Origin of the sequence: Streptomyces sp. NRRL F-5755 (assembly GCF_001279365.1) — a bacterium.
Classification (GTDB): domain Bacteria; phylum Actinomycetota; class Actinomycetes; order Streptomycetales; family Streptomycetaceae; genus Streptomyces; species Streptomyces rimosus.
Genome location: NZ_LGCW01000115.1, coordinates 17,183 through 39,842, shown reverse-complemented (window position 1 = coordinate 39,842; position 22,660 = coordinate 17,183). Strand labels below are relative to the sequence as shown.

Here is a 22,660-nt window from a genome sequence, read left to right as displayed (position 1 = left end):
GGGGGTACTCCCTGCCGGTGGTGGGCGGGGAGGGTCGCGGACCGCGCTGTCCGACGTTCCCCAGGATAGGTCTCCGCGCGGTCGGCGGATCACCCTGTCCGTTCTGTGGGACCTACCTGCCACGGGTGGCGCTCACACCTGCGCGTTGACCGGATGTGACGGAACTTGCACCGCTCGACTGGCGTGTTCTGCCGCAATTCGGTCACTCGTTACCGACCTGTCGGACCCTTGCCCGTGCCGGGGGCACTGCCATACTTACGAGACCGTAGGTTACGGTCCCGTAGCCGTAGCCGTGCCCCCGAGCCCCCGACGAGGGACGCCATATGACCGCTAGCCCCGAAGTCATCGAAGAAACCCCCAAACCAGCCGAAACCGGAAACCCGCTGCCGTCCGCGACACTCGGCGGCGACAGCAAACGCTCGGTCGAACAGATCACCCTGCTGCTGTTCATCACCGTGCCCTTCCTGGCGCTGGTGGCCGCGGTGCCGCTGGCCTGGGGCTGGGGGGTGAGCTGGCTCGACCTGGCGCTGCTGGCGGCGATGTACTTCATCGGCTGCCACGGCATCACGATCGGCTTCCACCGGCACTTCACCCACGGCGCCTTCAAGGCGAAGCGCCCGCTGCGCATCGCGCTCGCGATCATGGGGTCGATGGCGGTGGAGGGGCCGCTGGTGCGCTGGGTGGCGGACCACCGCAAGCACCACAAGTTCTCGGATGCGCAGGGCGACCCGCACTCGCCCTGGCGGTTCGGCGAGACGGTGCCGGCGCTCATGAAGGGCCTGTGGTGGGCGCACGTCGGGTGGATGTTCGACGAGGAGCAGACCCCGCAGCACAAGTACGCGCCCGACCTGATCAAGGACGACGCGATCCGCCGCGTCTCCCGCCAGTTCGTCCTGTGGACGGTCGTCTCGCTGCTCACCCCGCCGCTGATCGGCGGCCTGGTCACGATGTCCTGGCAGGGCGCGCTCACCGCGTTCTTCTGGGGCTCCCTGGTGCGCGTCGCACTGCTCCACCACGTCACCTGGTCGATCAACTCCATCTGCCACGCGGTCGGCAAGCGGCCCTTCAAGTCCCGCGACCGGTCCGGCAACGTCTGGTGGCTGGCGGTGCTCTCGTGCGGCGAGTCGTGGCACAACCTGCACCACGCCGACCCGACGTGCGCGCGGCACGGCGTGCTGCGGGGGCAGCTGGATTCCAGCGCCCGGCTGATCCGCTGGTTCGAGAAGGCCGGCTGGGCGTACGACGTGCGCTGGCCGAGCGCCTCCCGTCTCGACGCCAAGCGCCTGGACGGGGCCGCGAGCGGGGCGGCCGGGGGGCGGTGGCCGGGGAAGGCATGATGGACGGGTGGCGATCGACGGCAGCAGCGTGAACGACAAACAGGGCAAGGCCCCCTCCGGCGCGGGCACCCGGCGTGCCCGCAGGGTGCGGATGACGGGCGCCGAGCGCCGTGAGCAGCTGCTCGACATCGGTCGCACCCTCTTCGCGGAGCGCGGCTTCGAGGGCACCTCGGTCGAGGAGATCGCGGCGAAGGCCGGTGTCTCCAAGCCGGTCGTCTACGAGCACTTCGGCGGCAAGGAGGGCCTGTACGCGGTCGTGGTGGACCGCGAGATGCGCCAGCTGCTGGACATGGTCACCGGCGCGCTGACCGCGGGGCACCCCCGCGAACTCCTCGAACAGGCCGCGTTCGCGCTGCTCGACTACATCGAGACGTACACGGACGGTTTCCGCATCCTGGTCCGCGACTCCCCCGTCGCCCAGTCCACGGGCACCTTCGCGTCGCTGATCAGCGATATCGCCACCCAGGTCGAGGACATCCTGGGCCTGGAGTTCAAGGCGCGCGGCTTCGATCCGAAACTGGCCCCGCTGTACGCGCAGGCCCTGGTCGGCATGGTCGCGCTGACCGGCCAGTGGTGGCTGGACGTCCGCAAGCCGAAGAAGCCGGAGGTGGCCGCCCACCTGGTCAATCTGGCCTGGCACGGGCTGGACGGCCTGGAGCCGAAGCCGCGGCTGATAGGCCACCGCCGGTCCTGAACCGGTCCGAACCGGCCCGGCCCGGGGCCGGTCACCCGCCGCCGCGCCGCTCCAGGAATTCCAGGCGGTTGCCGACGGGGTCGTACGCGTAGAACCGGTCGTGGCCCGGAAGGTCGTCGTTCCAGCTCACCTGCACCCCCTGGCCGGCGAGGCGCCGGGCGTACGCGCGGAGGCCGGTGACGCGCAGGGCCGGGTGGGCCTTGCGGGCAGGGTGGAAATCGGGGTCGATGCCCAGATGGAGCTGAGCCTCACCGGCCTCGAACCAACACCCTCCGACGAGCGCAGGCGGCTTCGGAATCTCCCGAAGCCCGAGCACACCCCCGTAGAACGCGCGCAGAGCGGCTTCGCTGCCCGGTGGGGCGGCGAGCTGGACGTGGTCGAGGCCGGTGATCATGGGCTCACCTCAGGGGGTCATCGCTCCTTGTGGGCCACCACGAAGATGCGCCGGAACGGGAAGACCGTGCCGTGCGGACCGGGTGGATAGGACTTGCGGAGCAGGTCGCGGTACTGGGACAGGAATTCGTCGCGGGCGGCCGGGTCGTCCTCCAGGGCGGTCAGCACGGGCCGCAGGGCGGTGCCCTTGACCCAGTCGAGGACCGGGTCCTCGCCCTGGAGGAGCTGGACGTAGGTCGTTTCCCAGGCGTCGACGGCGCAGCCGAGCGCGGTGAGGCGTTCCAGGTAGCCGGTGGGGTCCAGGATGTGCACGAAGCGGCGGCCGTGGCCGGCGAGCCGGTCGCGCCACTGGGGTTCGTCGCACAGGTCGCCGAGCAGTGCGTGGCTGGGCGAGGTGAAGTTGCCGGGGACCTGGAAGGCGAGGGTGCCGCCGGGGGTGAGGCCGTCGATCCAGGCGGGCAGGGAGTCGGGGTGGTTGGGGACCCATTGCAGCGCCGCGTTGGAGACGATCAGGTCGAACGGCTCCTCGGGGCGCCAGCGGGTGGCGTCGGCGGGCCCGAAGTCGAGGTGGCCGCCGCCGGGGGTGGGGCCCGCGTAGACCTCGGCTTCCTTGAGCATCTCCGCCGAGCTGTCCAGGCCGGTGATGTGCGCGTCGGGCCAGCGGTCGGCGAGCTGGACGGTGACGTTGCCGGGGCCGCAGCCGAGGTCGGCGATGCGGGCGGGGCGGTTCCGGTTGGGCAGCTCGGGTATGCGGGCGAGCAGGTCGTGGAACGGGCGCGTGCGGTGTCCGGCGTGGCGCAGGTACTGCTGTGGATCCCAGGTTGGTGCGACGTGCATGTTCGAACCCCTTCAGCGGATGCAGGGCTGGTCCAGGCCACGCGGGCACAGCGTGGGCCCCTCGCCGACGATGCCCAATAGTCCACGGAAATATATCTTGACGTCAAGAGACTTCACATCGACAGACCAACTACACTGATCTCCATGGAGGACGAGGTCGACCGACTGGTCGCAGCATGGCGCCGGGAGCGCCCGGACCTCGACGTGGAACCGCTTGAGGTCCTCAGCCGCATCAGCAGGCTGGCCAGACACCTCGACCGCGCCCGCCGCCTCGCCTTCTCCGAGGTGGGCCTGGAGCCCTGGGAATTCGACGTGCTCACCGCGCTGCGCCGCGCGGGGGCACCGTACCAACTCTCCCCCGGCGCGCTCCTGACACAGACCCTGGTCACCTCCGGCACGATGACCAACCGTATCGACAGGCTCGCGAAGAAGGGCCTGGTCGAGCGGCTGCCCGACCCCAGCGACCGGCGCGGGGTGCTGGTGCGGCTGACGCCGGAGGGGCGCGAGGCGGCGGACGAGTCGCTGGCCGGGCTGCTCACCCAGGAGCGCGCGATCCTGGCCGAGCTGTCGCACCAGCAGCGCGGCGAACTGGCCCGGCTGCTGCGCCAGTTGACGGCCCCCTTCGACAACACGCCGGGCTGATCCCGCGGGGCCGCGCCCGGCCCGCCACGTCCCCTTGCCGGACACCCGCCCGGTGGGCTTGGATCGCCGCCATGAGCCAGCACGGCCCGCGGGGCCAGCAAGGGCACGAGGGACGGCAGGGACACGAGGGGCGGCACGGGCGCGAGGGCCGGCCGGGACACCGCGAGCAGCAGGAACCGTACGGGCGGCGCGGGCACCGGCGGCCCTCCGGAGCCCCGGACGGCGCGCGCTTCCCCGGGCGTACGGTCCTGGTGACCGGCGCCGCCGCCGGGATCGGCGCCGCCACCGCCGACCGGCTGGCCGCCGAGGGCGCGCAGGTGCTGCTCCTGGACATCGACGACGAGCTGGGCGAGCGCACCGCCCGCCGCATCCGCGCCGCGGGCGGCCGGGCCTCCTACGAGCGCTGCGACGTGGCGCGCGAGGACCACTGGCAGCGCGCCGTACGGGCCGCCCGGCAGCGGTACGGCCCGGTGGACGCGCTGGTCGGCAACGCCGCCCTGCAAGGGCTGCACGCGCCCGCCGACCTGGCCGCCCCGGCGGACTGGGACCGGCAGCTGGCGGTCAACCTGACCGGCGCCTTCCTGGGCGTGCGGGCCGTCCTGCCGGATCTGCGGGAGCAGCACGGCGCGGTCGTGCTCACCTCGTCGGTGCAGGCCCGCTTCGGGCTGCCGGGCCGTCCCGCGTACGCCGCGTCCAAGGCGGGGCTGACCGGGCTGGCGCGCCAGCTGGCGGTCGAGTACGGGCCGGAGGTGCGGGTGAACTGCGTCCTGCCGGGCCCGGTGCTGACCGCCGCGTGGGACGGCATCGGCGAGGCGGACCGGCGGGCGAGCGCGGCGGAGACGGCGGCCGGGCGGCTCGGGCGCCCGGAGGAGGTGGCGGCGGCCGTCGCGTTCCTGCTCTCCGACGACGCGTCGTTCGTGACGGGGACGGAGCTGGTCGTGGACGGCGGCTGGAGCGTACGCAAGAACTCGTCCTGAGGCGGCCGGTTGTGCGCCCGGCGGCGCCCGCGGGCGGGAATCATGGCGTACGGGCGGCCGTGCCCCGGGTACCCGCCGCCCGCAGCTCGTGCCGGTACACGTCGCGATCCGGGAGACCCGATGGGCATCCATTTCGGTGCGGACTACAACCCCGAGCAGTGGCCCGAGGAGGTGTGGGAGGCGGATCTGCGTCTGATGAAGCAGGCGCACGTCACGCTGGTGACCGCAGGGATCTTCTCGTGGGCGCGGGCCGAGCCCCGGCCCGGCGCGTACGACTTCGACTGGCTCGACCGGGTCGTGGACGGCCTCGGCGGCGCCGGTGTCCGCGTGTGTCTGGCCACCATGACCGCCTCCCCGCCGCCGTGGCTCACCCGCGCGCACCCGGAGGTCCTGCCGCAGGGCCCGGACGGGCGGCGCCGCTGGCCGGGCGGGCGGCAGCACTACTGCCCGTCCAGCCCCGTCTACCGCGAGCACGCGGTCCGCCTCGTCAAGCGGCTCGCCGCCCGCTACGCCGGACATCCCGCGCTGGCCCTGTGGCACGTCGGCAACGAGTACGGCTGCCACACCCGCCAGTGCTACTGCGATGTGTCGGCCGCGGACTTCCGGGACTGGCTGCGCGCGCGGTACGGGAGCGTGGAGCGCCTCAACGACGCCTGGTCGACGGCCTTCTGGTCGCAGGCGTACACGGACTTCGAGGAGGTGCTGCCGCCGCGTACGGCCCCCACCTTCCCCAACCCGGCCCAGCAGCTGGACTATCTGCGCTTCAGCGACGACGCGCTGCGCCAGTGCTATCTGGCGGAGCGGGAGGTGCTGGCGCGGCTGAGCCCGTCGGTGCCGGTGACCACGAACCTGATGCCGTTCCACAAGCCGGTGGACGCCTTCGCGTGGGCGCGGGACATGGACATGATGGCGCTGGACTTCTACCAGGACCCCTTCGACGCCGGTACGCATCTGACGGCCGCGTACACCTTCGACCTGATGCGGTCGGCGCGCGGCGGGCAGCCCTGGCTGCTGCTGGAGCAGGCGCCCGGCGCGGTCAACTGGCGGGCCCGCAACGGTCCCAAGCCGCCGGGTGCGATGCGCCTGTGGAGCTGGCAGGCCGTCGCGCAGGGCGCGGACGCCGTGCTGTTCTTCCAGTGGCGGCAGTCGCGCGGCGGCGCGGAGAAGTTCCACTCCGCGGTGGTGCCGCACGCCGGTACGGACACCCGGATCTTCCGTGAGGTCTCGGAGCTGGGGCGGGAGCTGGCGTCCGTGCCGGGGATCGCGGGGACGCGGGTGGTGCGGCCGACGGCGGCGCTGGTGACGGACTGGGACAGCTGGCGGGCCCTGGAGCTGGACTCGCACCCGTCGACGGCGCTGCGCCTGCCGGAACTGGCGCTGGGGCACTACCGGCCGCTGTTCGAGGCGGGTGTCGCATGCGACGTGGTGCCGCCGGACCGCGACCTGTCCGGCTACCGGCTGGTCGTCGTGCCGAACCTGTACCTGCTGACCGAGCGGGCCGCGGAGCGGCTGGCGGCGTACGTACGGGGCGGCGGGCACCTGCTGGTGTCGTTCTTCTCCGGTGTCGTGGACGCCTGCGACCGGGTGCACCCCGGCGGCTGTCCGGGGCCGCTGCGCTCGCTGCTGGGCCTGCGGGTGGAGGAGTTCTGGCCGCTGGACGAGGGGGCGACGGTGGGCGTACGGGGTGTCGCGGCCGTACGGAGGCCGGGCGGGCCGGCGCGCGCGGAAGCGGCGGCGGGCGCCTGGGAGCTGCCGTCCGGTACGGGCGACCTGTGGTCGGAGGCCGTCCTCCTCGAAGGCGCCGAGCCCGTCGCCCGGTTCGCCGACGGCGAGCTGGCGGGCGCCCCGGCCGTCACCCGGCACGGCTACGGCGCGGGCAGGGTCACCTACGTCGGCACCCGGCTCGAACCGGCCCTGATGCGGGCCCTGATGGACGGCGTACGGGCGGCGGCGGGCGTGCGGCCGGTGCTGGCCGGGCTGCCCGAGGGCGTGCAGGCCACCGTACGGGAGGGCGACGGCGGGCGCTTCCTCTTCCTCCTCAACCACGGCGCGCGGGCGGCCGACATCACGCTGCCCTGCCCGATGGCCGACGCGCTCGCCGGGGCGCGCGGGGAGCGGTCGGAGCACACCTACCGGATCGCGCTGCCGGCCCGTGGCGTGGCCGTGCTGAAGGACTCGCGAAGGGCGGTGTCCACCAGCGGCTGACCGGTGCCGGGCGCGGCGCGGGCGGTCCCCGCGCCGCGCCTCAGGTGAGCGCGGAGGCCGCGGCCGTGGCCGGTTCCAGCTCCACCGGCCCCACTCCGGCCCGCCGCGCCAGCGCCACGGCGGCCAGCGTCGAGTGCACGCCGAGCTTGCCGAGCACGTTCTGCATGTGCGTACGGACCGTGTGCGGGGACAGGAACAGCCGCTCGGCGACCGCCTTGCGGCCCAGCCCGGCCACCATGCAGCGCAGCACCTCGCGCTCGCGCGGCGTCAGCGACTCCACCAGGCGCTCGCTTTCGGTGCGGTGCTTGCGCGCCGCCGTCAGCTCGCGCAGGACGCCGGTCAGCAGCGCGGGCGGCAGGTGCGTCTCGTCGCGCAGCACGCCGCGGATGACGGCGAGCAGGCGGGAGAGCGAGCAGTCCTTGGCGACCCAGCCGCCGGCGCCCGCCTGGAGCGCGAAGGCGGCCCGGCGCGGGTCGTCCTTCTCGGCGAGGACGACGGTACGGACGTACGGATAGGCCGTGCGGACGCCCGCGACCAGCGAGATGCCGTCCAGCGGGCCGCCGTCGGCGTTGCCGTCGCGGCCCGGCACGGGCCGGTCCGGCACGGATGCCAGCGGCGCCGTGACGGTGCCGAGGTCGGCGTCGATGAGCATCACGTCGAAGCGCCGGCCGTCGGCGGCCGCCCGCTCCAGGCTGCGCAGGGCAGCCGGTCCGCTGCCGGCCGCCGCCACGTCCACGTCCTGTTCGGCCGCGAGCGCGGCCGCCAGGGACTCGGCGAAGATGCGGTGGTCGTCGACCACCAGAACCCGGATGCGTTGCACTGAGACCCCCTGTCTCGGGGAACGGACCAAGTGGGCACGACGCCCGGGACCAAGGCCGACGCAGCCACACGGCCGCCGCCGTGCCGCAAGACCACCCCACCCCCGGGCGTCGTACCCGACTGTCTCGCCCCCTGATCAGCACCGGCCCCCACCGGTGCTGGGACTCAGATTACGGACGGGGTGCGGCAACGGAAGGCTATTGGCAAAACTGCCCGGCCCAAGTGTTCAGGGTGGGGCCCAGCGGCCGTCGAGGGGCGGAAGTCGACAAGGTTCGTCTCAATTCGATCGGCCGGGGGCGGGCCGGTGACCCCGGCCCGCCCCCGTGCCTCACACCAGCCGCCGCGCCCCCGCGCTCGGCACGGCCGGGAAGATCCGCGGCGCCGTGTGACCGGCCGCGGCGAACGCCTCCGTGATCCGTACGGCGACGGTGTCCGCGTCCGCCTCCGCCACGAGGACGACGGCCGAGCCGCCGAACCCGCCGCCGGTCATCCGGGCCCCGAGCGCGCCCGCCGCCCCGGCCGCCTCGACGGCCAGGTCCAGTTCGGCGCAGGAGACCCGGAAGTCGTCGCGCAGCGAGGCGTGTCCGGCGGTCAGCAGCGGGCCGATGGCGCGGGCCTCGCCGGCGTCCAGGCGGGCGATGACCTCTTCGACCCGCCGGTTCTCGGTCACCACGTGCCGGACCACCGCCGCCGTGCCGGGTCCGCCGTCGCCCTTCCCGCCGTCCGGCTCCTCGTCCGTCGCGGCCAGCTTGTCCAGTGCCCCGGGCAGATGCGCGTACGGCACATCGCGCAGCGCGTGTACGCCGAGCGCCCGCGCACCGCGCTCGCACATGGCGCGCCGTTGTGCGTACGCGCCGTCCCCCAGCTCGTGTTTCACCCGGGTGTCCACGACCAGGAGCCGCAGCCCCTCCCCCGCCAAATCGAACGGAATCTGCCGCTGGGAGAGGTCGCGGGTGTCCAGGAACAGCGCGTGGCCGTCCGTGCAACAGGCCGCCGCGGTCTGGTCCATGATGCCGCAGGGCACGCCCACGAACGCGTTCTCCGCGCGCTGGGCGAGCTGCGCCAGGCGCTGCCGGGTGAGCCCGAGGCCGTACAGGTCGTCGAGGGCGAGCGCGGTGGCTACTTCCAGGGCGGCCGACGAGGACAGGCCCGCGCCGACCGGGACGGTGCTCTCGTAGTGCAGGTCCGCGCCGCCGACGGGCAGCCCGGCCTCCCGCAGGGCCCAGGCGACGCCCGCCGGATAGCCCGCCCAGCCGCCGTCGGCGGCCGGGCGCAGGGCGTCCAGGCGCAGTTCGACGCTCTGGCCGCCGCCGCTGCCGTCGCCGGAGTGCACCCGCAGTACGCCGTCGGTACGGGGCGCGGCGGCGGCGAGGGTGGTGTGCGGCAGGGCCAGCGGCATCACGAAGCCGTCGTTGTAGTCGGTGTGTTCGCCGATGAGGTTGACGCGGCCGGGCGCCGCCCACACCCCGGCGGGGGCGGCGCCGTAGACCTCGCGGAAGCGGTCGGCGGTGTGCCGGGCGCGCGTCGCGTCGTCCGCCGTCAGGTGGCCGGTGTCCGTCATGGCGTACCGGTCTCCCCGCGCACGGCCTCCCTGCTGCGGGCGAACTCCCAGGCGTCCGCGACGATGTCGGCCAGATCCGTGCGGCTGGGGCGCCAGCCGAGCCGGTCGATCGCGGTCCGCGCGGAGGCGACCAGGACGGCGGGGTCGCCGCCGCGGCGCCCCGCGGTGATCTCGGGTACGGGGTGTCCGGTGACCTTGCGGACGGTCTCGATGACCTCGCGTACGGAGAAGCCGTGGCCGTTGCCGAGGTTGCAGACGAGGTGTTCGCCGGGCGCCGCGGCATCGAGGGCGAGCAGATGCGCTTCCGCCAGATCGGCGACGTGGATGTAGTCGCGTACGCAGGTGCCGTCGGGCGTCGGGTAGTCGTCGCCGTAGACGGAGATGGCCTCGCGCTTGCCCAGGGCGACCTGGAGGACGAGCGGGATCAGGTGCGATTCGGGGTCGTGGCGCTCGCCGCAGTCGCCGTAGGCGCCCGCGACGTTGAAGTAGCGCAGCGAGACGGCGGCCAGGCCGTGCGCGGCGCACTCGCCCGCGATCATGTGGTCGACGGCGAGCTTGGAGGCGCCGTACGGGCTGGTGGGCGCGGTGGGCGCGGACTCGGTGATCGGGGTGCGCTCGGGCTCGCCGTAGGTGGCGGCGGTGGAGGAGAAGACCAGGGTGCGCACGCCCGCGCCGCGCATCGCGGCGAGCAGGTCCATGGTGCCGCCGACGTTGTTGCGCCAGTACTTCTCGGGGTCCGTGACGGACTCGCCGACCTGCGAGAAGGCGGCGAAGTGCAGTACCGCGTCGTAGGAGGCGTCCAGGTGGCGGGCGGCGTCCTGGACGCGGCCCTCGATGAACTCGGTGCCGGCCGGGACGCCTTCGCGGTGCCCGGTGGACAGGTCGTCGAGGACCGTGACGGCGTGTCCCGCCTCGACCAGGTGCGCCGCCACGACGCTGCCCACGTATCCCGCTCCGCCGGTGACCAGGTACTTGTTGCTCACTCGCTCGCTACCTCTCGCAGTCGCTCGGCCGCAGCCTCCGGCGGCACGTCGTTGATGAACACGTTCATGCCGGATTCGGAACCCGCGAGGAACTTCAGCTTGCCGGAAGTCCGGCGGACGGTGAAAAGCTCCAGATGGAGCGCGAACTCGCCGCGGTCGGCGGCGTGCAGCGGCGCCTGGTGCCAGGCGGAGATGTAGGGGGTCGGGGGCTCGTCGGGGCCGAAGATCCGGTCGAACCGCCGCAAGACTTCCAGATAGACCTGTGGGAACTCTGTGCGCGCCGCCTCGCCGAGCGCGAGCAGGTCGGGGACCCGGTGCTTGGGGTAGAGGTGGACCTCGTACGGCCAGTGGGCGGCGTAGGGGACGAAGGCGGTCCAGTGCTCGGTGTCCAGCACGATGCGGCGGCCGTCGGCGCGTTCGCCGGCGAGCACGTCGTCGAAGAGGTTGCCGCCGGTCTTCTCGCGGTGGGCGGCGAGCCGGGTGAGCATGCGCTCGGTGCGCGGGGTGACGAAGGGGTAGGCGTAGATCTGGCCGTGCGGGTGGCCGAGGGTCACGCCGATCTCCGCGCCGCGGTTCTCGAAGCAGAAGACCTGCTGGACGGCGGGGTGCTGGGAGAGTTCGGCGGTGCGGTCGGTCCATGCCTCCAGGACGAGCGCGGCCTGTTCCCCGGTGAGGTCGGCGAAGGACGCGTCGTGGTCGGGGGTGAAGCAGACGACCTCGCAGCGGCCGGTGTCGCCGGCCAGGGAGGGGAAGCGGTTCTCGAAGACGGCGACGTCGTAGTCGGCGGCGGGGATCTCGGTGGCGCGGCCGTCGCGGGAGGGGCACAGCGGGCAGGCGTCGGCCGGCGGGAGGTAGGTGCGGCCCTGGCGGTGCGAGGCGACGGCTACGGAGTCGCCGAGCAGGCGGTCGTGGCGGATCTCGGAGGCGGTGGAGACCGGGTCGAGCGGCCGGTGGTCGGCGTCGTCGCGTACCACGTCGTCGCGCAGGTCGTAGTAGATGAGCTCCCGGCCGTCGGCGAGCCGGGTCATCGTCTTCTTCACTGGAGCACTCCTTGGCAGCACTGCCACACCCACCAAACACAAACACACACAATGAAGCACAACTAAACAAGCCCGTCAACGCCCGACAGCGCCGCACCGCGGCCGGATCTCCCCGTGGAGATTCCGCCACAAAGCGCGCGCCCCCATCACGATCCCACCACGAGAACGAACAAAAGTCTTCAGTTTCTGAAGGACCGCGCGTAGGTTCCTGTGCGTTCATCACGCACAGAGAAGTGAGTGCCCCATGATCACCTTGGCCGCAGGGCTACGGCTGCCCACCAACGGGCTCGATTACGCGATTCTGGCCATCTACTTCGTCGTCGTCCTCGGCATCGGCTTCGCCGCCCGGCGCAGCGTGAAGACCAGCCTGGACTTCTTCCTGTCCGGGCGGTCGCTGCCCGCCTGGGTCACCGGCCTCGCCTTCGTCGCCGCCAACCTCGGCGCTACCGAGATCCTCGGCATGGCCGCCACCGGCGCGCAGTACGGCGTCGCCGTCGTGCACTGGTACTGGATCGGCGCCATCCCCGCCATGGTGTTCCTGGGCCTGGTGATGATGCCCTTCTACTACGGCTCGCGGGTCCGCTCCGTACCGGAGTTCCTGCTCCAGCGCTTCGACAAGTCGGCGCACCTGCTCAGCTCGGTGCTGTTCGCCTTCGCCGCCATCCTGATCGCGGGCGTCAACCTCTACGCGCTGTCGATCGTCGTCGAGGCGCTGCTGGGCTGGCCGCAGTGGGTGGCCATCGTCGTCGCCGGGCTGTTCGTCCTCGCGTACATCACCGTCGGCGGCCTGTCCTCGGCGATCTACAACGAGGTGCTGCAGTTCTTCGTGATCCTGGCCGCGCTCATCCCGATCTGCGTCATCGGCCTCAAGCGGGTCGGCGGCTGGGACGGGCTGTCCTCGACGCTGGAGAAGCAGCACGGGCACAGCTTCCTGACCGCCTGGGACGGCACCGGCATCGGCGAGCCCAACGCGCTCGGCGCCAACTGGCTGACGATCATCCTGGGTCTGGGCTTCGTGCTCTCCTTCGGCTACTGGACCACCAACTTCGCCGAGGTGCAGCGCGCGCTGTCCGCGAAGAACCTCTCCGCCGCGCAGCGCACCCCGCTGATCGCCGCCTACCCGAAGATGTTCATCGCGTTCCTGGTGATGATCCCCGGCCTGGTCGCCGCGGTCGTCGTGCCCAAGATCGGCCAGGAGGGCTCCGACCTGACCTACAACGACGCCATTCCGCTGCTGATGCGCGATCTGCTGCCCAACGGCGTCCTCGGCATCGCGGTCACCGGCCTGCTGGCCGCCTTCATGGCGGGCATGGCGGCCAACGTCTCGTCCTTCAACACGGTCTTCACCTCCGACATCTGGGCGAAGTACGTGAGGCCCGGCCGCGAGGACCGCTACTACCTGCGGTTCGGCCGGATGGTCACCGCCGTCGGGGTGCTGTGCAGCATCGGCACGGCCTTCCTGGCGGCCACCTTCAACAACATCATGGGCTACCTCCAGACGCTGTTCTCGTTCTTCAACGTGCCGATGTTCGTGGTGTTCATCATCGGCATGTTCTGGAAGCGGGCGTCCATGAAGTCCGGTGTGTGGGGCCTGGTCGCGGGCACCACCGCGGCGATGGTCAACTACTTCTGGATCTACAAGCAGGGCATCATCGCCATCCCCACCGACCAGGGCGCCAACTTCGTCTCCGCGATCGTCGCCTTCGTCGTCGGCGCCGTGGTGATGGTCGGCGTCACCCTGTTCACCCAGCCCAAGCCGGAGGCGGAACTCGCCGGCCTGGTCTACGGCACCAGGTCCCCCGGCCTGGACGAGCCGCCCGCCAAGGGCGACGACGCGTGGTACCGCAAGCCGGCCCTGCTCGGCTGGGGCGCGATCATCCTGGCCGCGCTCTGCTACGTCCCGTACTCCTTCTGACCGCACCCGAAGGAACCCGCCCCATGAGCGACTACCAGCACGAGATCGACCTCGAACGCAGGTCGGCCACGGCCGCCCGGCTCTTCGACATCCGCCTGATCATCGGCGGCCTGTTCACCCTCTACGGCGTCATCGTGATGATCGCCGGGTTCACCGCCTCCGACGCGGACCTGAAGAAGGCCCAGGACATCAACATCAACCTCTGGACGGGCGTGGGCATGCTGCTGCTCGGCCTGTTCTTCCTGGCCTGGATCAAGCTGCGCCCGGTCGTCCCGCCGACGGCCGAGGAGATCGCGGCCCTCCAGGAGGACACCGACTGAGCGGCGCCCGTCACGGCGGCGGAGCGGCCTCGGCCCCCGCCGCCGCGCGCGCGTCCGCGCCCCGCGTCGCCGCCCGGTCCAGCAGCCCCGTACGCGCCGCCAGCGCCGCCGCCTCCAGCCGCGAGCCGACGCCGAGCTTCATCAGGACCCGCTGCACATGCGTACGGGCGGTACTCGGCGCGATGCCCATGCCCGCCGCGATCAGTCGGGTGTCCTCGCCCTCGGCGACCCGCACCAGCACCTCCACCTCGCGCGGAGTGAGCATCTGCAACAGCCGGGCACCCTCGTCGTCAGGCTGCGCTGCCGGATGCAGCAACTCCTCGAAGGCTTGCTGGAGCAACTGCGGCGCGATCGCCGCCTCGCCGGCCCGCGCCTTCATCATGGCGCGTTCCACGCCCTCGATCCGCTCGTCGTGCCGTACGTACCCCGAAGCACCCGCGGCGAACGCGGCGGCGATACCGCGCGGGTTGGGCACCGGCCCGAGCACCACCACCGCGACCTGCGGCCGCTCCTTCTTGATCCGTACGACCGGGTCGAAGGCGCCCGGCTCGGCCGGGGTGGCGGTGCCCAGCAGGCACACTTCGGGCGCGCGGCTCACCACCAGATCCGCCGCCCCGGCGCTCGGGGCGGCCGCCGCGAGCACGCGGTGCCCGCGCAGTTTCAAGGCCGAGGCGAGTGCCTCGGCGAGCAGTCGGTGATCGTCGACCACCATCAGCCGCACGCCCATTGCAGCAACCCCCCAATTCCCCGGCGAGCCCAGCCCCCCGGCCCCCGCCGGGCCCCTTGTCCCCGGAAGCTACACGCTTGTTCGACGTTGCGCGCCCCCTAAGGGGAAGAAGCCTGCCGCAACGCTGAAATCCCGGCCATTCAGGCCCACTTACCCACGCCTTCCTGTCCGTATGTGACAAGAAGAGCATCGAAGCGGGCCTCACCGGGCCGGCGGAACGGGCCGTACGCTACGCGTCCTCGGCCAGTTCCAGCCACCGCATCTCCAGTTCCTCCCGCTCCCCCACCAGCTCCCGCAACTGCGCGTCCAGCCCCGCGACCTTCTCGAAGTCCGTGGCGTGCTCCGCGATCTGCGCGTGCAGCTTCGACTCCTTCTCGCCGATACGGTCGAGCTGCCGCTCGATCTTCTGCAGCTCCTTCTGCGCGGCACGCGTCACAGCGGCCGGCTTCTGCTTGGGCGCGGCCTCGGCCGGAGCCGCCGGCGCAGCAGCCTCGATCACCTTCTGCCGCCGCTCCAGGTACTCGTCCAGCCCACGCGGCAGCATCCGCAGCGTCGCATCGCCCAGCAACGCGAACACCCGGTCCGTGGTCCGCTCGACGAAATACCGGTCGTGGCTGATAACCACCAGCGATCCGGCCCACCCGTCGAGCAGGTCCTCCAACTGCGTCAGCGTCTCGATGTCGAGATCATTCGTCGGCTCGTCCAGGAACAGCACATTCGGCTCGTCCATCAGCAGCCGCAGAATCTGCAGCCGCCGCCGCTCACCGCCCGACAGATCGCCGACCGGCGTCCACTGCTTCTCCTTCGTGAACCCGAACTTCTCGCACAGCTGCCCCGCGGTCATCTCCCGGCCCTTGCCGAGATCCACCCGCTCCCGCACCCGCTGCACGGCCTCCAGCACCCGCCAGGAAGGATCGAGCTCCGCGACTTCCTGCGACAGATAAGCAAGCTTCACGGTCTTGCCGACAACAATCCGCCCCGCCGCAGGCTGCGCCTCGCCCCCCGTACGCGCGGCATCGGCCAGCGCCCGCAACAAGGACGTCTTGCCCGCACCGTTCACACCCACCAGACCGATCCGGTCCCCCGGCCCGAGCTGCCACGTCAGATGCTTCAGCAGCATCTTCGGCCCGGCCTGTACGGTCACGTCCTCCAGGTCGAAAACCGTCTTGCCCAGCCGCGAGTTGGCGAACTTCATCAGCTCGGCGGTGTCCCGGGGCGGCGGCACATCCGCGATCAATTCATTGGCGGCCTCAATACGGAACCGCGGCTTACTCGTCCGCGCCGGAGCCCCCCGCCGCAGCCAGGCCAGCTCCTTCCGCATCAAATTCTGCCGCTTGGCTTCCTCACTGGCCGCAATCCGCTCCCGCTCAGCCCGGGCGAAAACGTAATCGCTGTACCCACCCTCGTACTCATGGACATCACCGCGCTGGACGTCCCACATCCGCGTGCACACCTGATCCAGGAACCACCGGTCGTGCGTCACACACACCAGCGCGGACCGCCGGGCCCGCAAATGCCCCGCGAGCCACGAAATGCCTTCGACATCCAAATGGTTCGTCGGCTCGTCCAGCACGATCAGATCCTGCTCGGCGATCAACAGCTTCGCCAGCGCGATCCGCCGCCGCTCACCACCCGACAGCGGCCCGATCACGGTGTCCAGCCCCTGCCCGAGCCCCGGCAGATCCAGCCCGCCGAAGAGCCCCGTCAGCACATCCCGGATCTTGGCATTGCCACGCCACTCATGATCAGCGAGATCACCGATCACCTCATGGCGCACCGTCGCGGCCGGATCCAGCGAGTCGTGCTGGGTCAGCACCCCCAGCCGCAGCCCGCTGTTGTGCGTGACCCGCCCGTCGTCGGGCCCCTCCAGCTTGGCGAGAATCCGGATCAAGGTGGTCTTGCCGTCGCCGTTACGCCCCACGACGCCGATCCGGTCCCCTTCATTGACACCCAGGGAGACACCGTCGAGCAGCGCACGCGTCCCGTACACCTTGCCCACGGCTTCCAGATTGACGAGGTTGACGGCCATAACGCTCCTGAACTTCGAATCGGTCGACTCCCCACCCTAGTCGGCAAGCCGCCGCGCCCCCGTACAGATACCGTGCGCCCATGGACATACGGACCTACGGCCCCAGCGGCAAATCCCTGGACATCCACCGCCCCGACGGGCCGCCCACCGCCACTGTCCTCCTGTGGCACGGCACCGGCCCCGACGAACGCGACGTCCTGCGCCCACTGGCCCGTACGGCCGCGGACCACGGCCTGACCGTCCTCGTACCGGACTGGCGCTCGGACGCGGCGGACAACGGCCGCACCCACCTCCTGGAGTCCCTGGCCTTCGCCCGCACCTTCGCCCAGGACGAAGCAAACGGCACCCTCCTCCTGGCAGGCTGGTCCGCCGGCGCGGGCGCCGCAGTCGGCACAGCCCTCCACCCCGACCTCACCGCAGCCCACCCCCCGACCGCCGTCCTGGCCCTCTCCGGCCGCTACGACGTCCCGGCCCGCACCACCGGCACCCCACCCCTGACAGACCTGGAAAAGGGCCTGACACCCACCGCCCCCATCCACCTCCTGCACGGCACAACCGACACAGTGATCCCCACCACCCACTCCCGCACCATGGCCGAGGTACTACACAAGGCAGCCCACCCGACCACCTACACAGAGTGCCCCACCGACCACGCAGGCACGATCATGACCGAGTACAACCCAGCGACAAACCGCTGCCGCCCCACAGAGGACAAGGCGGCAGTAGCGGCCGGGGAGACAGCGGTACAGATACTCGTGAAGAGCGCCACCAACACGGGCTTGTAAAGAGCCCAGCCAAGACGGCGGGAAAGCCGCCGACCGGCCGGGCTCGGGGACACGTAGGGGTCTCCCCGCAGGCGACCGAAGCCCCGGTTGCGTCCATACATTTCGGCCGCTCCAGGCGGCCGAGGAGTGACCCCTGCGGGGCCCCGAGCCCCCACCCACCGAACCTCAGGCGCAAACCCGCAACCCTAGATGACGGTAGCCCCAGGAACCGGCCCAGCAGCCACCCGAGCAACCCGACACGTCCCAGACGCCGACAACGCAGCAGCCACCGCCACAGCGGCCTCCGCATCCTTCGCGAGAAACGCCGTCGTAGGCCCGGACCCGGACACCAGCGCGGCCAGCGCCCCCGCGGCAGCCCCCGCCTCCAACGTATCGACCAACGACGGCCGCAACGACACCGCAGCAGCCTGAAGATCATTCGACACCGCACCGGCCAACGCCACCGCATCCCCCGCCGCAAGCGCCTCCACCAGCGCCCCGGACGCCTCAGGCACCGGCACGTCCAAGCCCTCGTTCAACCGGTCGAACTCCCGGTACACGGCCGGCGTCGACAACCCCCCATCGGCCACCGCGAACACCCAGTGAAACGTCCCGCCAACCTCCAGCGGCGTCAGCAACTCACCGCGCCCACGCCCCAGCGCCACCCCACCCACCAGCGAGAACGGCACATCACTACCCAGCTCGGCACAGATCGCCAGCAACTCGTCCCGCGAAGCCCCAGTGCCCCACAGCGCATCACACGCCACCAGCGCCCCCGCCGCATCCGCACTGCCCCCCGCCATACCCCCCGCAACAGGAATGTCCTTGGCGATATGCAGGTGCACATCAGGCGCGAGACCGTACCGCGCCGCCAGCAGCTCCGCAGCACGCGCAGCCAGGTTCGTACGGTCGAGGGGCACACGATCGACATCCGGCCCGGCAGCGGTGACGCGGAGCGACTCGGCAGGCGCCGCCGTCACCTCGTCATACAGCCCCACGGCCAGGAACACATTGGCCAGGTCGTGGAACCCATCCGCCCGCGCACCTCCAACCGCAAGCTGAACGTTGACCTTCGCGGGTACGCGAACCGTAACGGTGGCCCGGTCGATCACGCGGCACTCCCCTCGGAACTCGGCTTGTGCTCGGCGATACGCGCGAACTCCTCCACCGTCAGCGCCTCCCCCCGCGCCTGCGGCGAAACCCCCGCGGCCACCAGCGCCGCCTCGGCCGCCGCGGCCGATCCGGCCCACCCGGCCAACGCGGCCCGCAGCGTCTTGCGGCGCTGCGCGAACGCCGCGTCCACGACGGCGAAGACCTCATCGCGGCTCGCGGTGGTGGCGACCGGCTTCTCGCGGCGGACGAGCGAGACCAGCCCGGAGTCGACGTTCGGCGCGGGCCAGAACACGTTGCGCCCGATCGCCCCGGCCCGCTTCACATCGGCGTACCAGTTGGCCTTGACCGACGGCACGCCGTAGACCTTGTTGCCGGGCCGGGCCGCGAGCCGGTCGGCGACCTCCGACTGGACCATGACCAGGGTGCGGTCGATGGTCGGGAACGTGGCGAGCATGTGCAGCAGCACCGGCACGGCGACGTTGTAGGGCAGGTTGGCGACCAGCGCGGTGGGCGCGGGCCCGGGCAGCTCCCGTACGAGCATCGCGTCGCTGTGCACGAGCGCGAAGCGGTCCGCGCGGCCGGGCAGCCGCGCCTCGACCGTGGAGGGCAGCGCGGCGGCCAGCACGTCGTCGATCTCGACGGCGGTGACCCGGTCGGCGGCCTCCAGCAGCGCCAGGGTCAGCGAGCCGAGCCCGGGGCCGACCTCGACGACGACGTCGTCCGGCCGTACCTCGGCGGTGCGCACGATGCGCCGGACGGTGTTGGCGTCGATGACGAAGTTCTGGCCGCGCTGCTTGGTGGGGCGTACGCCCAGCGCGGCGGCCAGTTCGCGGATGTCGGCGGCGCCCAGGAGGGGGCCGGGCTCATCGGTGGTGCTGTTGCTCACCCGTGCAGCTTACGGCGCCCGGCCCCCGGTCCGGCCACACCGGCCCGCCGGGCCCGCTCCTCCCTGCCACCTCGGCCGGCTCACCCGTGCAGCCGCCGCCCGCACACCGGCCACGGACTGGCCCCCCGGCTGATGTAGAGCTTCTTCGCCCGGTAGGTCTGCTCCCCGGCGGGCGCGTCCTGCGGCCGTCCGCTGCCGCCCAGCCCCTGCCAGGTGCCGGTGTCGAACTGGTAGAGCCCGCCGTACGTGCCGGACGCGTCCACCGCGTTCGGCCGTCCGCCCGCCTCGCACTGGGCGAGCGCGTCCCAGTCCAGGTGGTCGGCGCCGGCCACCCGCTGCGGCACCGGCTTGGTGCCGACGTGCACGATGCGGTCGCGCGGCTCGCGGACGACCTCGGAGCCGACCTTCTTGGGCTTCTGCTGGACGCCGTTGACCGTGCGCACCTCGTACGTCAGGCGCCGCACACCGGGCCGGCCCTGCCGCACCACCGTCTCGGTGCCCTTGAAGAGCGTCGGGTCGGCCTTCTTGACCGTCTCGAACGCGATGGTCTCCTCGCGGACCTTCTCGGCCCCGGTGATGCGCAGCACGGAGACGGTCTGCCCGTCGCGCGGGAAGGAGTCGGGCGCGACGGAAGTGGTGTCCTCGCCGCGCAGCGCGATGCCCGCCTGGTCGAGGGCTTCGCGGACGGTGGCGGCGTTGGTGCGCACGGTGTGCTCGCGGCCGTCGGCGACGAAGGTGACGCTGCGCTCGGTGCGGACGTCCAGGTCGAGGCCGTTGCGGCCGATGCGCCGGGCGGGGTCCGCGGACAGGTGGGCGCCTTCGGCGCGGACGCCGAACTGGCGCAGCGCGCCGCCGACGGTCTCGGCGGTCGTCCAGACATCGCGGCGCTGGCCGTCCAGGGTGAGCCGGACCGGCCGCCCGTAGCGGATGACGACCTCGTCGCCGCTGGTCAGCTCGGCGTCGGCGGCGGGCTGGACGGAGTCGTGTTCGCCGACCCGCACGTCCTCGTCGGCGAGCAGGTCGCCGACGTCGGAGGCGAAGGTGTGCAGGGTGCGCGGTTCGCCGTCCACGTCGATGCGGACGGCCTTGTCGTGGGCGATGAACGCGGAGGTGCCGCCGGCGAGGAAGGCCACGACCAGGGCCTGCGGGAGCAGCCGGCGGCGGGTTTCGGTGCCGTCGGTGCCGCGGCGGTCCACGGTGCCGAGGCGGTCGGTCATGCCGCGGCGGTGGGCGGTGCCGCGGGCGGCCCGGCGGGCGGCGGCGCGGCCCTGGTGCGCCGGCAGGCCGGGGGTGGACACCCCGGCGAGGTCGTCGCGCAGCGGCACGAGCGGTCCCTGGTGCGGCACCCGCCCCGGCGGGACCGCGGGCATCTCGGAAGTCCCGGCCTCCGGGGCGCCCCCGCCCCCACCGGGATCCGCGGGCCCGCCCGGCGCTTCCGGTGGCTGCGCTCCGTAGCGCTGCGCCGGGTCGTGGGCCGGTACGGGGTCGCCGTGCTCGTAGCGGTCGTACGTCCCCGCACCGTAGGTCCCGTACACGTCGTACGGACCGCTCTGCCCGTACGCCGCGTACGTCCCGTACGAACCGTAGGCGCCGTACGCCTCGTACTCCCCGTACTCCCCGTACTCCCCGTACGGCGCGTACCTCCCGTACGGATCGGGTGCCTCGACCGCTCCGGTCCGCGGCTCGGCGCCCGGTCCGCGTCCGGCGTGCGCGGCGCGGTGGCTTCGACTGCCCTGCGAATGAGTCACGGCGCTCCACATGCCACGAGTCGGGGTTGTCGGGCCGGAATGTAGCGGAGCACCGGTGACTCAACAAAGCGGACCCGCTACGCAGTGTCGCCGCGCTATCCTGCCGCGCCGCCCGCGTGGCACCGCTCAGTAACCGAAGGCACGCGCCGTGTTGGCGGCCACGGCGGTGGCCAGCGCTTCCTCCGTCATCCCCTTGACGTCGGCCATGGCCCGCAGCGTGACCGGAATGAGATACGGCGCGTTAGGCCGTCCGCGGTACGGCGCGGGCGTCAGGAAGGGGGCGTCGGTCTCGACCAGCACCAGCTCGGGCGGGGCGACGGCCAGCGCGTCGCGCAGCGGCCGGGCGTTCTTGAAGGTGACGTTGCCCGCGAAGGACATGTAGTAGCCGGCCTCGGCGCAGATCTTGGCCATCTCGGCGTCGCCCGAGTAGCAGTGGAAGACCACGCGCTCCGGGGCGCCCTCTTCGCGCAGGATGCGCAGCACGTCGTCGTGGGCCTCGCGGTCGTGGATGACCAGGGCCTTGCCGTGCCGCTTGGCGATCTCGATGTGGGCGCGGAAGGAGCGCTGCTGTGCGGCCATGCCGTCGGGGCCGGTACGGAAGTGGTCGAGGCCGGTCTCCCCGACGCCGCGGACGTGCGGCAGCGCCGCGAGGGCGTCGATCTCGGCGAGCGCCGCGTCGAGAGCATCGTCCCCGCCGGGCTCGCGGGCACCCTGCCGCGACCAGCCGTCAGGATCTCCCAGCACGATCCGCGGCGCTTCGTTCGGATGCAGCGCGACCGTCGCATGCACCGCCTCGTACGCGGCGGCGGTCTCCGCGGCCCAGCGCGAGCCGTTCACGTCACAGCCCACCTGCACGACGGTGGTCACACCGACGGAGGCGGCCTTGGCCAGCGCTTCCTCGACCGTCCCGTCCTGCATGTCGAGGTGCGTGTGCGAGTCCGCCACCGCCACCCGAAGCGGTTCGGGCAGTGGCGGCGGCGTGTCCTTGGTCGTACTGCTCATGGCCGCGATCCTACGAGGGCCCGGTGACACCCACCGGTCCGGACCGCGGCCCCCGGCTCACCTGCGGTGGTGCTGGAAGGGGTGCAGCAGGTCGGAGAGGTGCCAGTGGTGGCGCTCGCGGTGGCCGTCCTCCGTGGCCGGGCCGGCGTCGTCGGTGTGCTCGCCCTGCTGCGGTACGGATCCCGCGCCCGCGCCCGCGTGGCCTTCGGCGGCGCCCGCCGACGGCTGGCTGTGCAGGCCGGCCATCACCTTGGAGACCATCGAGACCTGTCCGGCCCGCATGATGCGCACGACGTGGCCGCCGCAGTTCAGGCAGGTGGGCCGGGTCAGCGGCGACGGTACGCGCTCGCCGTCCGCGTAGTACACACAGTGCGCGCGCCCGTCCGCGTCGACGTGGTGCGTTATCTCGTACGACTGCTCCCAGCCGTGGCCGCAGCTCATGCACGCGAAGGCGTACGCCTCGTGTGCCGGGGGGTCCGTCTGGGGGGTGGGGTGGGTGCCGGTGGTGGTACCCGGCGTACGCGCGATGTCACTCATAGCCGCTCCTCTTGCCCGCTGGACAAGGTCTCCGGGGACGAACGTCCCACCTCCCAGGGAACGCCTTTCCCGGCGGTGGCGCAGCAGGGCCTCCGACCTGTTGGCACAGATTTGGCGGGGTGTAGAGAATG

21 protein-coding genes are annotated in these 22,660 nt (G+C 72.2%); 8 read left to right on the top strand and 13 right to left on the bottom strand.

Translation table 11 applies throughout. From position 1 onward, the window contains the following. Positions 1-323: 323 nt before the first annotated feature. A complete protein-coding gene (locus ADK86_RS14040; protein WP_053696903.1) occupies positions 324-1,337 on the top strand; it encodes an acyl-CoA desaturase in 1,014 nt (337 codons plus the stop codon). A 7-nt stretch (positions 1,338-1,344) separates the two neighbouring features. After that, the gene (locus tag ADK86_RS14035) at positions 1,345-2,031 is read left to right on the top strand and encodes a TetR/AcrR family transcriptional regulator (RefSeq protein ID WP_053696902.1); all 687 of its coding nucleotides are present in this window, start codon (positions 1,345-1,347) and stop codon (positions 2,029-2,031) included. 31 nt (positions 2,032-2,062) lie between these two features. Here the strand turns inward: ADK86_RS14035 and ADK86_RS14030 are convergent, their stop codons facing one another. Then, complete coding sequence (locus tag ADK86_RS14030; RefSeq protein ID WP_053696901.1) at positions 2,063-2,425, bottom strand: VOC family protein; 363 nt, start codon at positions 2,423-2,425, stop codon at positions 2,063-2,065. A gap of 17 nt (positions 2,426-2,442) precedes the next feature. Then, positions 2,443-3,261 carry a trans-aconitate 2-methyltransferase gene (locus ADK86_RS14025; protein WP_053696900.1) on the bottom strand — a complete coding sequence of 273 codons (819 nt, stop codon included), beginning with the start codon at positions 3,259-3,261 and terminating at the stop codon, positions 2,443-2,445. 144 nt (positions 3,262-3,405) lie between these two features. Between ADK86_RS14025 and ADK86_RS14020 the strand changes: the two genes are divergently transcribed. The 3 genes from ADK86_RS14020 to ADK86_RS14010 all read left to right on the top strand — a co-directional run bounded on the left by ADK86_RS14020 (position 3,406) and on the right by ADK86_RS14010 (position 7,085). Then, on the top strand, positions 3,406-3,903 hold the full coding sequence (locus ADK86_RS14020; RefSeq protein WP_003984378.1) for a MarR family winged helix-turn-helix transcriptional regulator: 498 nt from the start codon (positions 3,406-3,408) through the stop codon (positions 3,901-3,903). Between the two features lie 71 nt (positions 3,904-3,974). Continuing rightward, on the top strand, positions 3,975-4,880 hold the full coding sequence (locus tag ADK86_RS14015; protein ID WP_078952032.1) for an SDR family NAD(P)-dependent oxidoreductase: 906 nt from the start codon (positions 3,975-3,977) through the stop codon (positions 4,878-4,880). A 120-nt stretch (positions 4,881-5,000) separates the two neighbouring features. Next, a complete protein-coding gene (locus ADK86_RS14010; protein WP_053696899.1) occupies positions 5,001-7,085 on the top strand; it encodes a beta-galactosidase in 2,085 nt (694 codons plus the stop codon). 40 nt (positions 7,086-7,125) lie between these two features. On the opposite strand, the gene ADK86_RS14005 is transcribed toward ADK86_RS14010, so the two are convergent. From ADK86_RS14005 to galT, 4 genes are all read right to left on the bottom strand, one after another. Next, positions 7,126-7,905: a LuxR C-terminal-related transcriptional regulator gene (locus tag ADK86_RS14005; protein ID WP_053696898.1), complete on the bottom strand. Its 780-nt coding sequence runs from the start codon at positions 7,903-7,905 to the stop codon at positions 7,126-7,128. Between the two features lie 327 nt (positions 7,906-8,232). After that, a complete protein-coding gene (gene galK / locus ADK86_RS14000) occupies positions 8,233-9,465 on the bottom strand; it encodes a galactokinase (protein ID WP_053696897.1) in 1,233 nt (410 codons plus the stop codon). Continuing rightward, complete coding sequence (gene galE, locus ADK86_RS13995) at positions 9,462-10,448, bottom strand: UDP-glucose 4-epimerase GalE (RefSeq protein WP_053696896.1); 987 nt, start codon at positions 10,446-10,448, stop codon at positions 9,462-9,464. Before galE ends, galK begins: the two co-directional genes overlap by 4 nt. Then, positions 10,445-11,488 carry a galactose-1-phosphate uridylyltransferase gene (galT, locus tag ADK86_RS13990; RefSeq protein WP_053696895.1) on the bottom strand — a complete coding sequence of 348 codons (1,044 nt, stop codon included), beginning with the start codon at positions 11,486-11,488 and terminating at the stop codon, positions 10,445-10,447. The genes galE and galT overlap by 4 nt, the downstream gene beginning before the upstream one ends. Before the next feature lie 244 nt (positions 11,489-11,732). Between galT and ADK86_RS13985 the strand changes: the two genes are divergently transcribed. Both ADK86_RS13985 and ADK86_RS13980 read left to right on the top strand, forming a co-directional pair. Then, positions 11,733-13,403 (top strand): sodium:solute symporter family protein, encoded by a 1,671-nt coding sequence (locus ADK86_RS13985; RefSeq protein WP_053696894.1) that lies wholly within the window; start codon positions 11,733-11,735, stop codon positions 13,401-13,403. Between the two features lie 23 nt (positions 13,404-13,426). Next, complete coding sequence (locus ADK86_RS13980) at positions 13,427-13,723, top strand: hypothetical protein (protein ID WP_053696893.1); 297 nt, start codon at positions 13,427-13,429, stop codon at positions 13,721-13,723. Positions 13,724-13,733: 10 nt separating this feature from the next. On the opposite strand, the gene ADK86_RS13975 is transcribed toward ADK86_RS13980, so the two are convergent. After that, the gene (locus ADK86_RS13975) at positions 13,734-14,450 is read right to left on the bottom strand and encodes a helix-turn-helix transcriptional regulator (protein ID WP_030181294.1); all 717 of its coding nucleotides are present in this window, start codon (positions 14,448-14,450) and stop codon (positions 13,734-13,736) included. 229 nt (positions 14,451-14,679) lie between these two features. Continuing rightward, positions 14,680-16,479, bottom strand: a complete 1,800-nt coding sequence (locus ADK86_RS13970) for an ABC-F family ATP-binding cassette domain-containing protein (RefSeq protein ID WP_053696892.1) — start codon at positions 16,477-16,479, stop codon at positions 14,680-14,682. A gap of 80 nt (positions 16,480-16,559) precedes the next feature. Here ADK86_RS13970 and ADK86_RS13965 point away from each other — a divergent pair, with 80 nt between their 5' ends. Beyond that, positions 16,560-17,264 carry an alpha/beta fold hydrolase gene (locus ADK86_RS13965; RefSeq protein WP_053696891.1) on the top strand — a complete coding sequence of 235 codons (705 nt, stop codon included), beginning with the start codon at positions 16,560-16,562 and terminating at the stop codon, positions 17,262-17,264. A 185-nt stretch (positions 17,265-17,449) separates the two neighbouring features. On the opposite strand, the gene ADK86_RS13960 is transcribed toward ADK86_RS13965, so the two are convergent. The 5 genes from ADK86_RS13960 to ADK86_RS13940 all read right to left on the bottom strand — a co-directional run bounded on the left by ADK86_RS13960 (position 17,450) and on the right by ADK86_RS13940 (position 22,529). Then, on the bottom strand, positions 17,450-18,355 hold the full coding sequence (locus tag ADK86_RS13960; protein ID WP_107088475.1) for a 4-(cytidine 5'-diphospho)-2-C-methyl-D-erythritol kinase: 906 nt from the start codon (positions 18,353-18,355) through the stop codon (positions 17,450-17,452). Continuing rightward, positions 18,352-19,242: a 16S rRNA (adenine(1518)-N(6)/adenine(1519)-N(6))-dimethyltransferase RsmA gene (gene rsmA / locus ADK86_RS13955; protein ID WP_030593664.1), complete on the bottom strand. Its 891-nt coding sequence runs from the start codon at positions 19,240-19,242 to the stop codon at positions 18,352-18,354. The genes ADK86_RS13960 and rsmA overlap by 4 nt, the downstream gene beginning before the upstream one ends. Before the next feature lie 80 nt (positions 19,243-19,322). Then, on the bottom strand, positions 19,323-20,990 hold the full coding sequence (locus ADK86_RS42240; RefSeq protein WP_107088474.1) for a resuscitation-promoting factor: 1,668 nt from the start codon (positions 20,988-20,990) through the stop codon (positions 19,323-19,325). Positions 20,991-21,116: 126 nt separating this feature from the next. Continuing rightward, the gene (locus tag ADK86_RS13945; protein ID WP_053696890.1) at positions 21,117-21,992 is read right to left on the bottom strand and encodes a TatD family hydrolase; all 876 of its coding nucleotides are present in this window, start codon (positions 21,990-21,992) and stop codon (positions 21,117-21,119) included. 57 nt (positions 21,993-22,049) lie between these two features. After that, on the bottom strand, positions 22,050-22,529 hold the full coding sequence (locus ADK86_RS13940) for a hypothetical protein (RefSeq protein WP_053696889.1): 480 nt from the start codon (positions 22,527-22,529) through the stop codon (positions 22,050-22,052). Positions 22,530-22,660 lie beyond the last annotated feature (131 nt).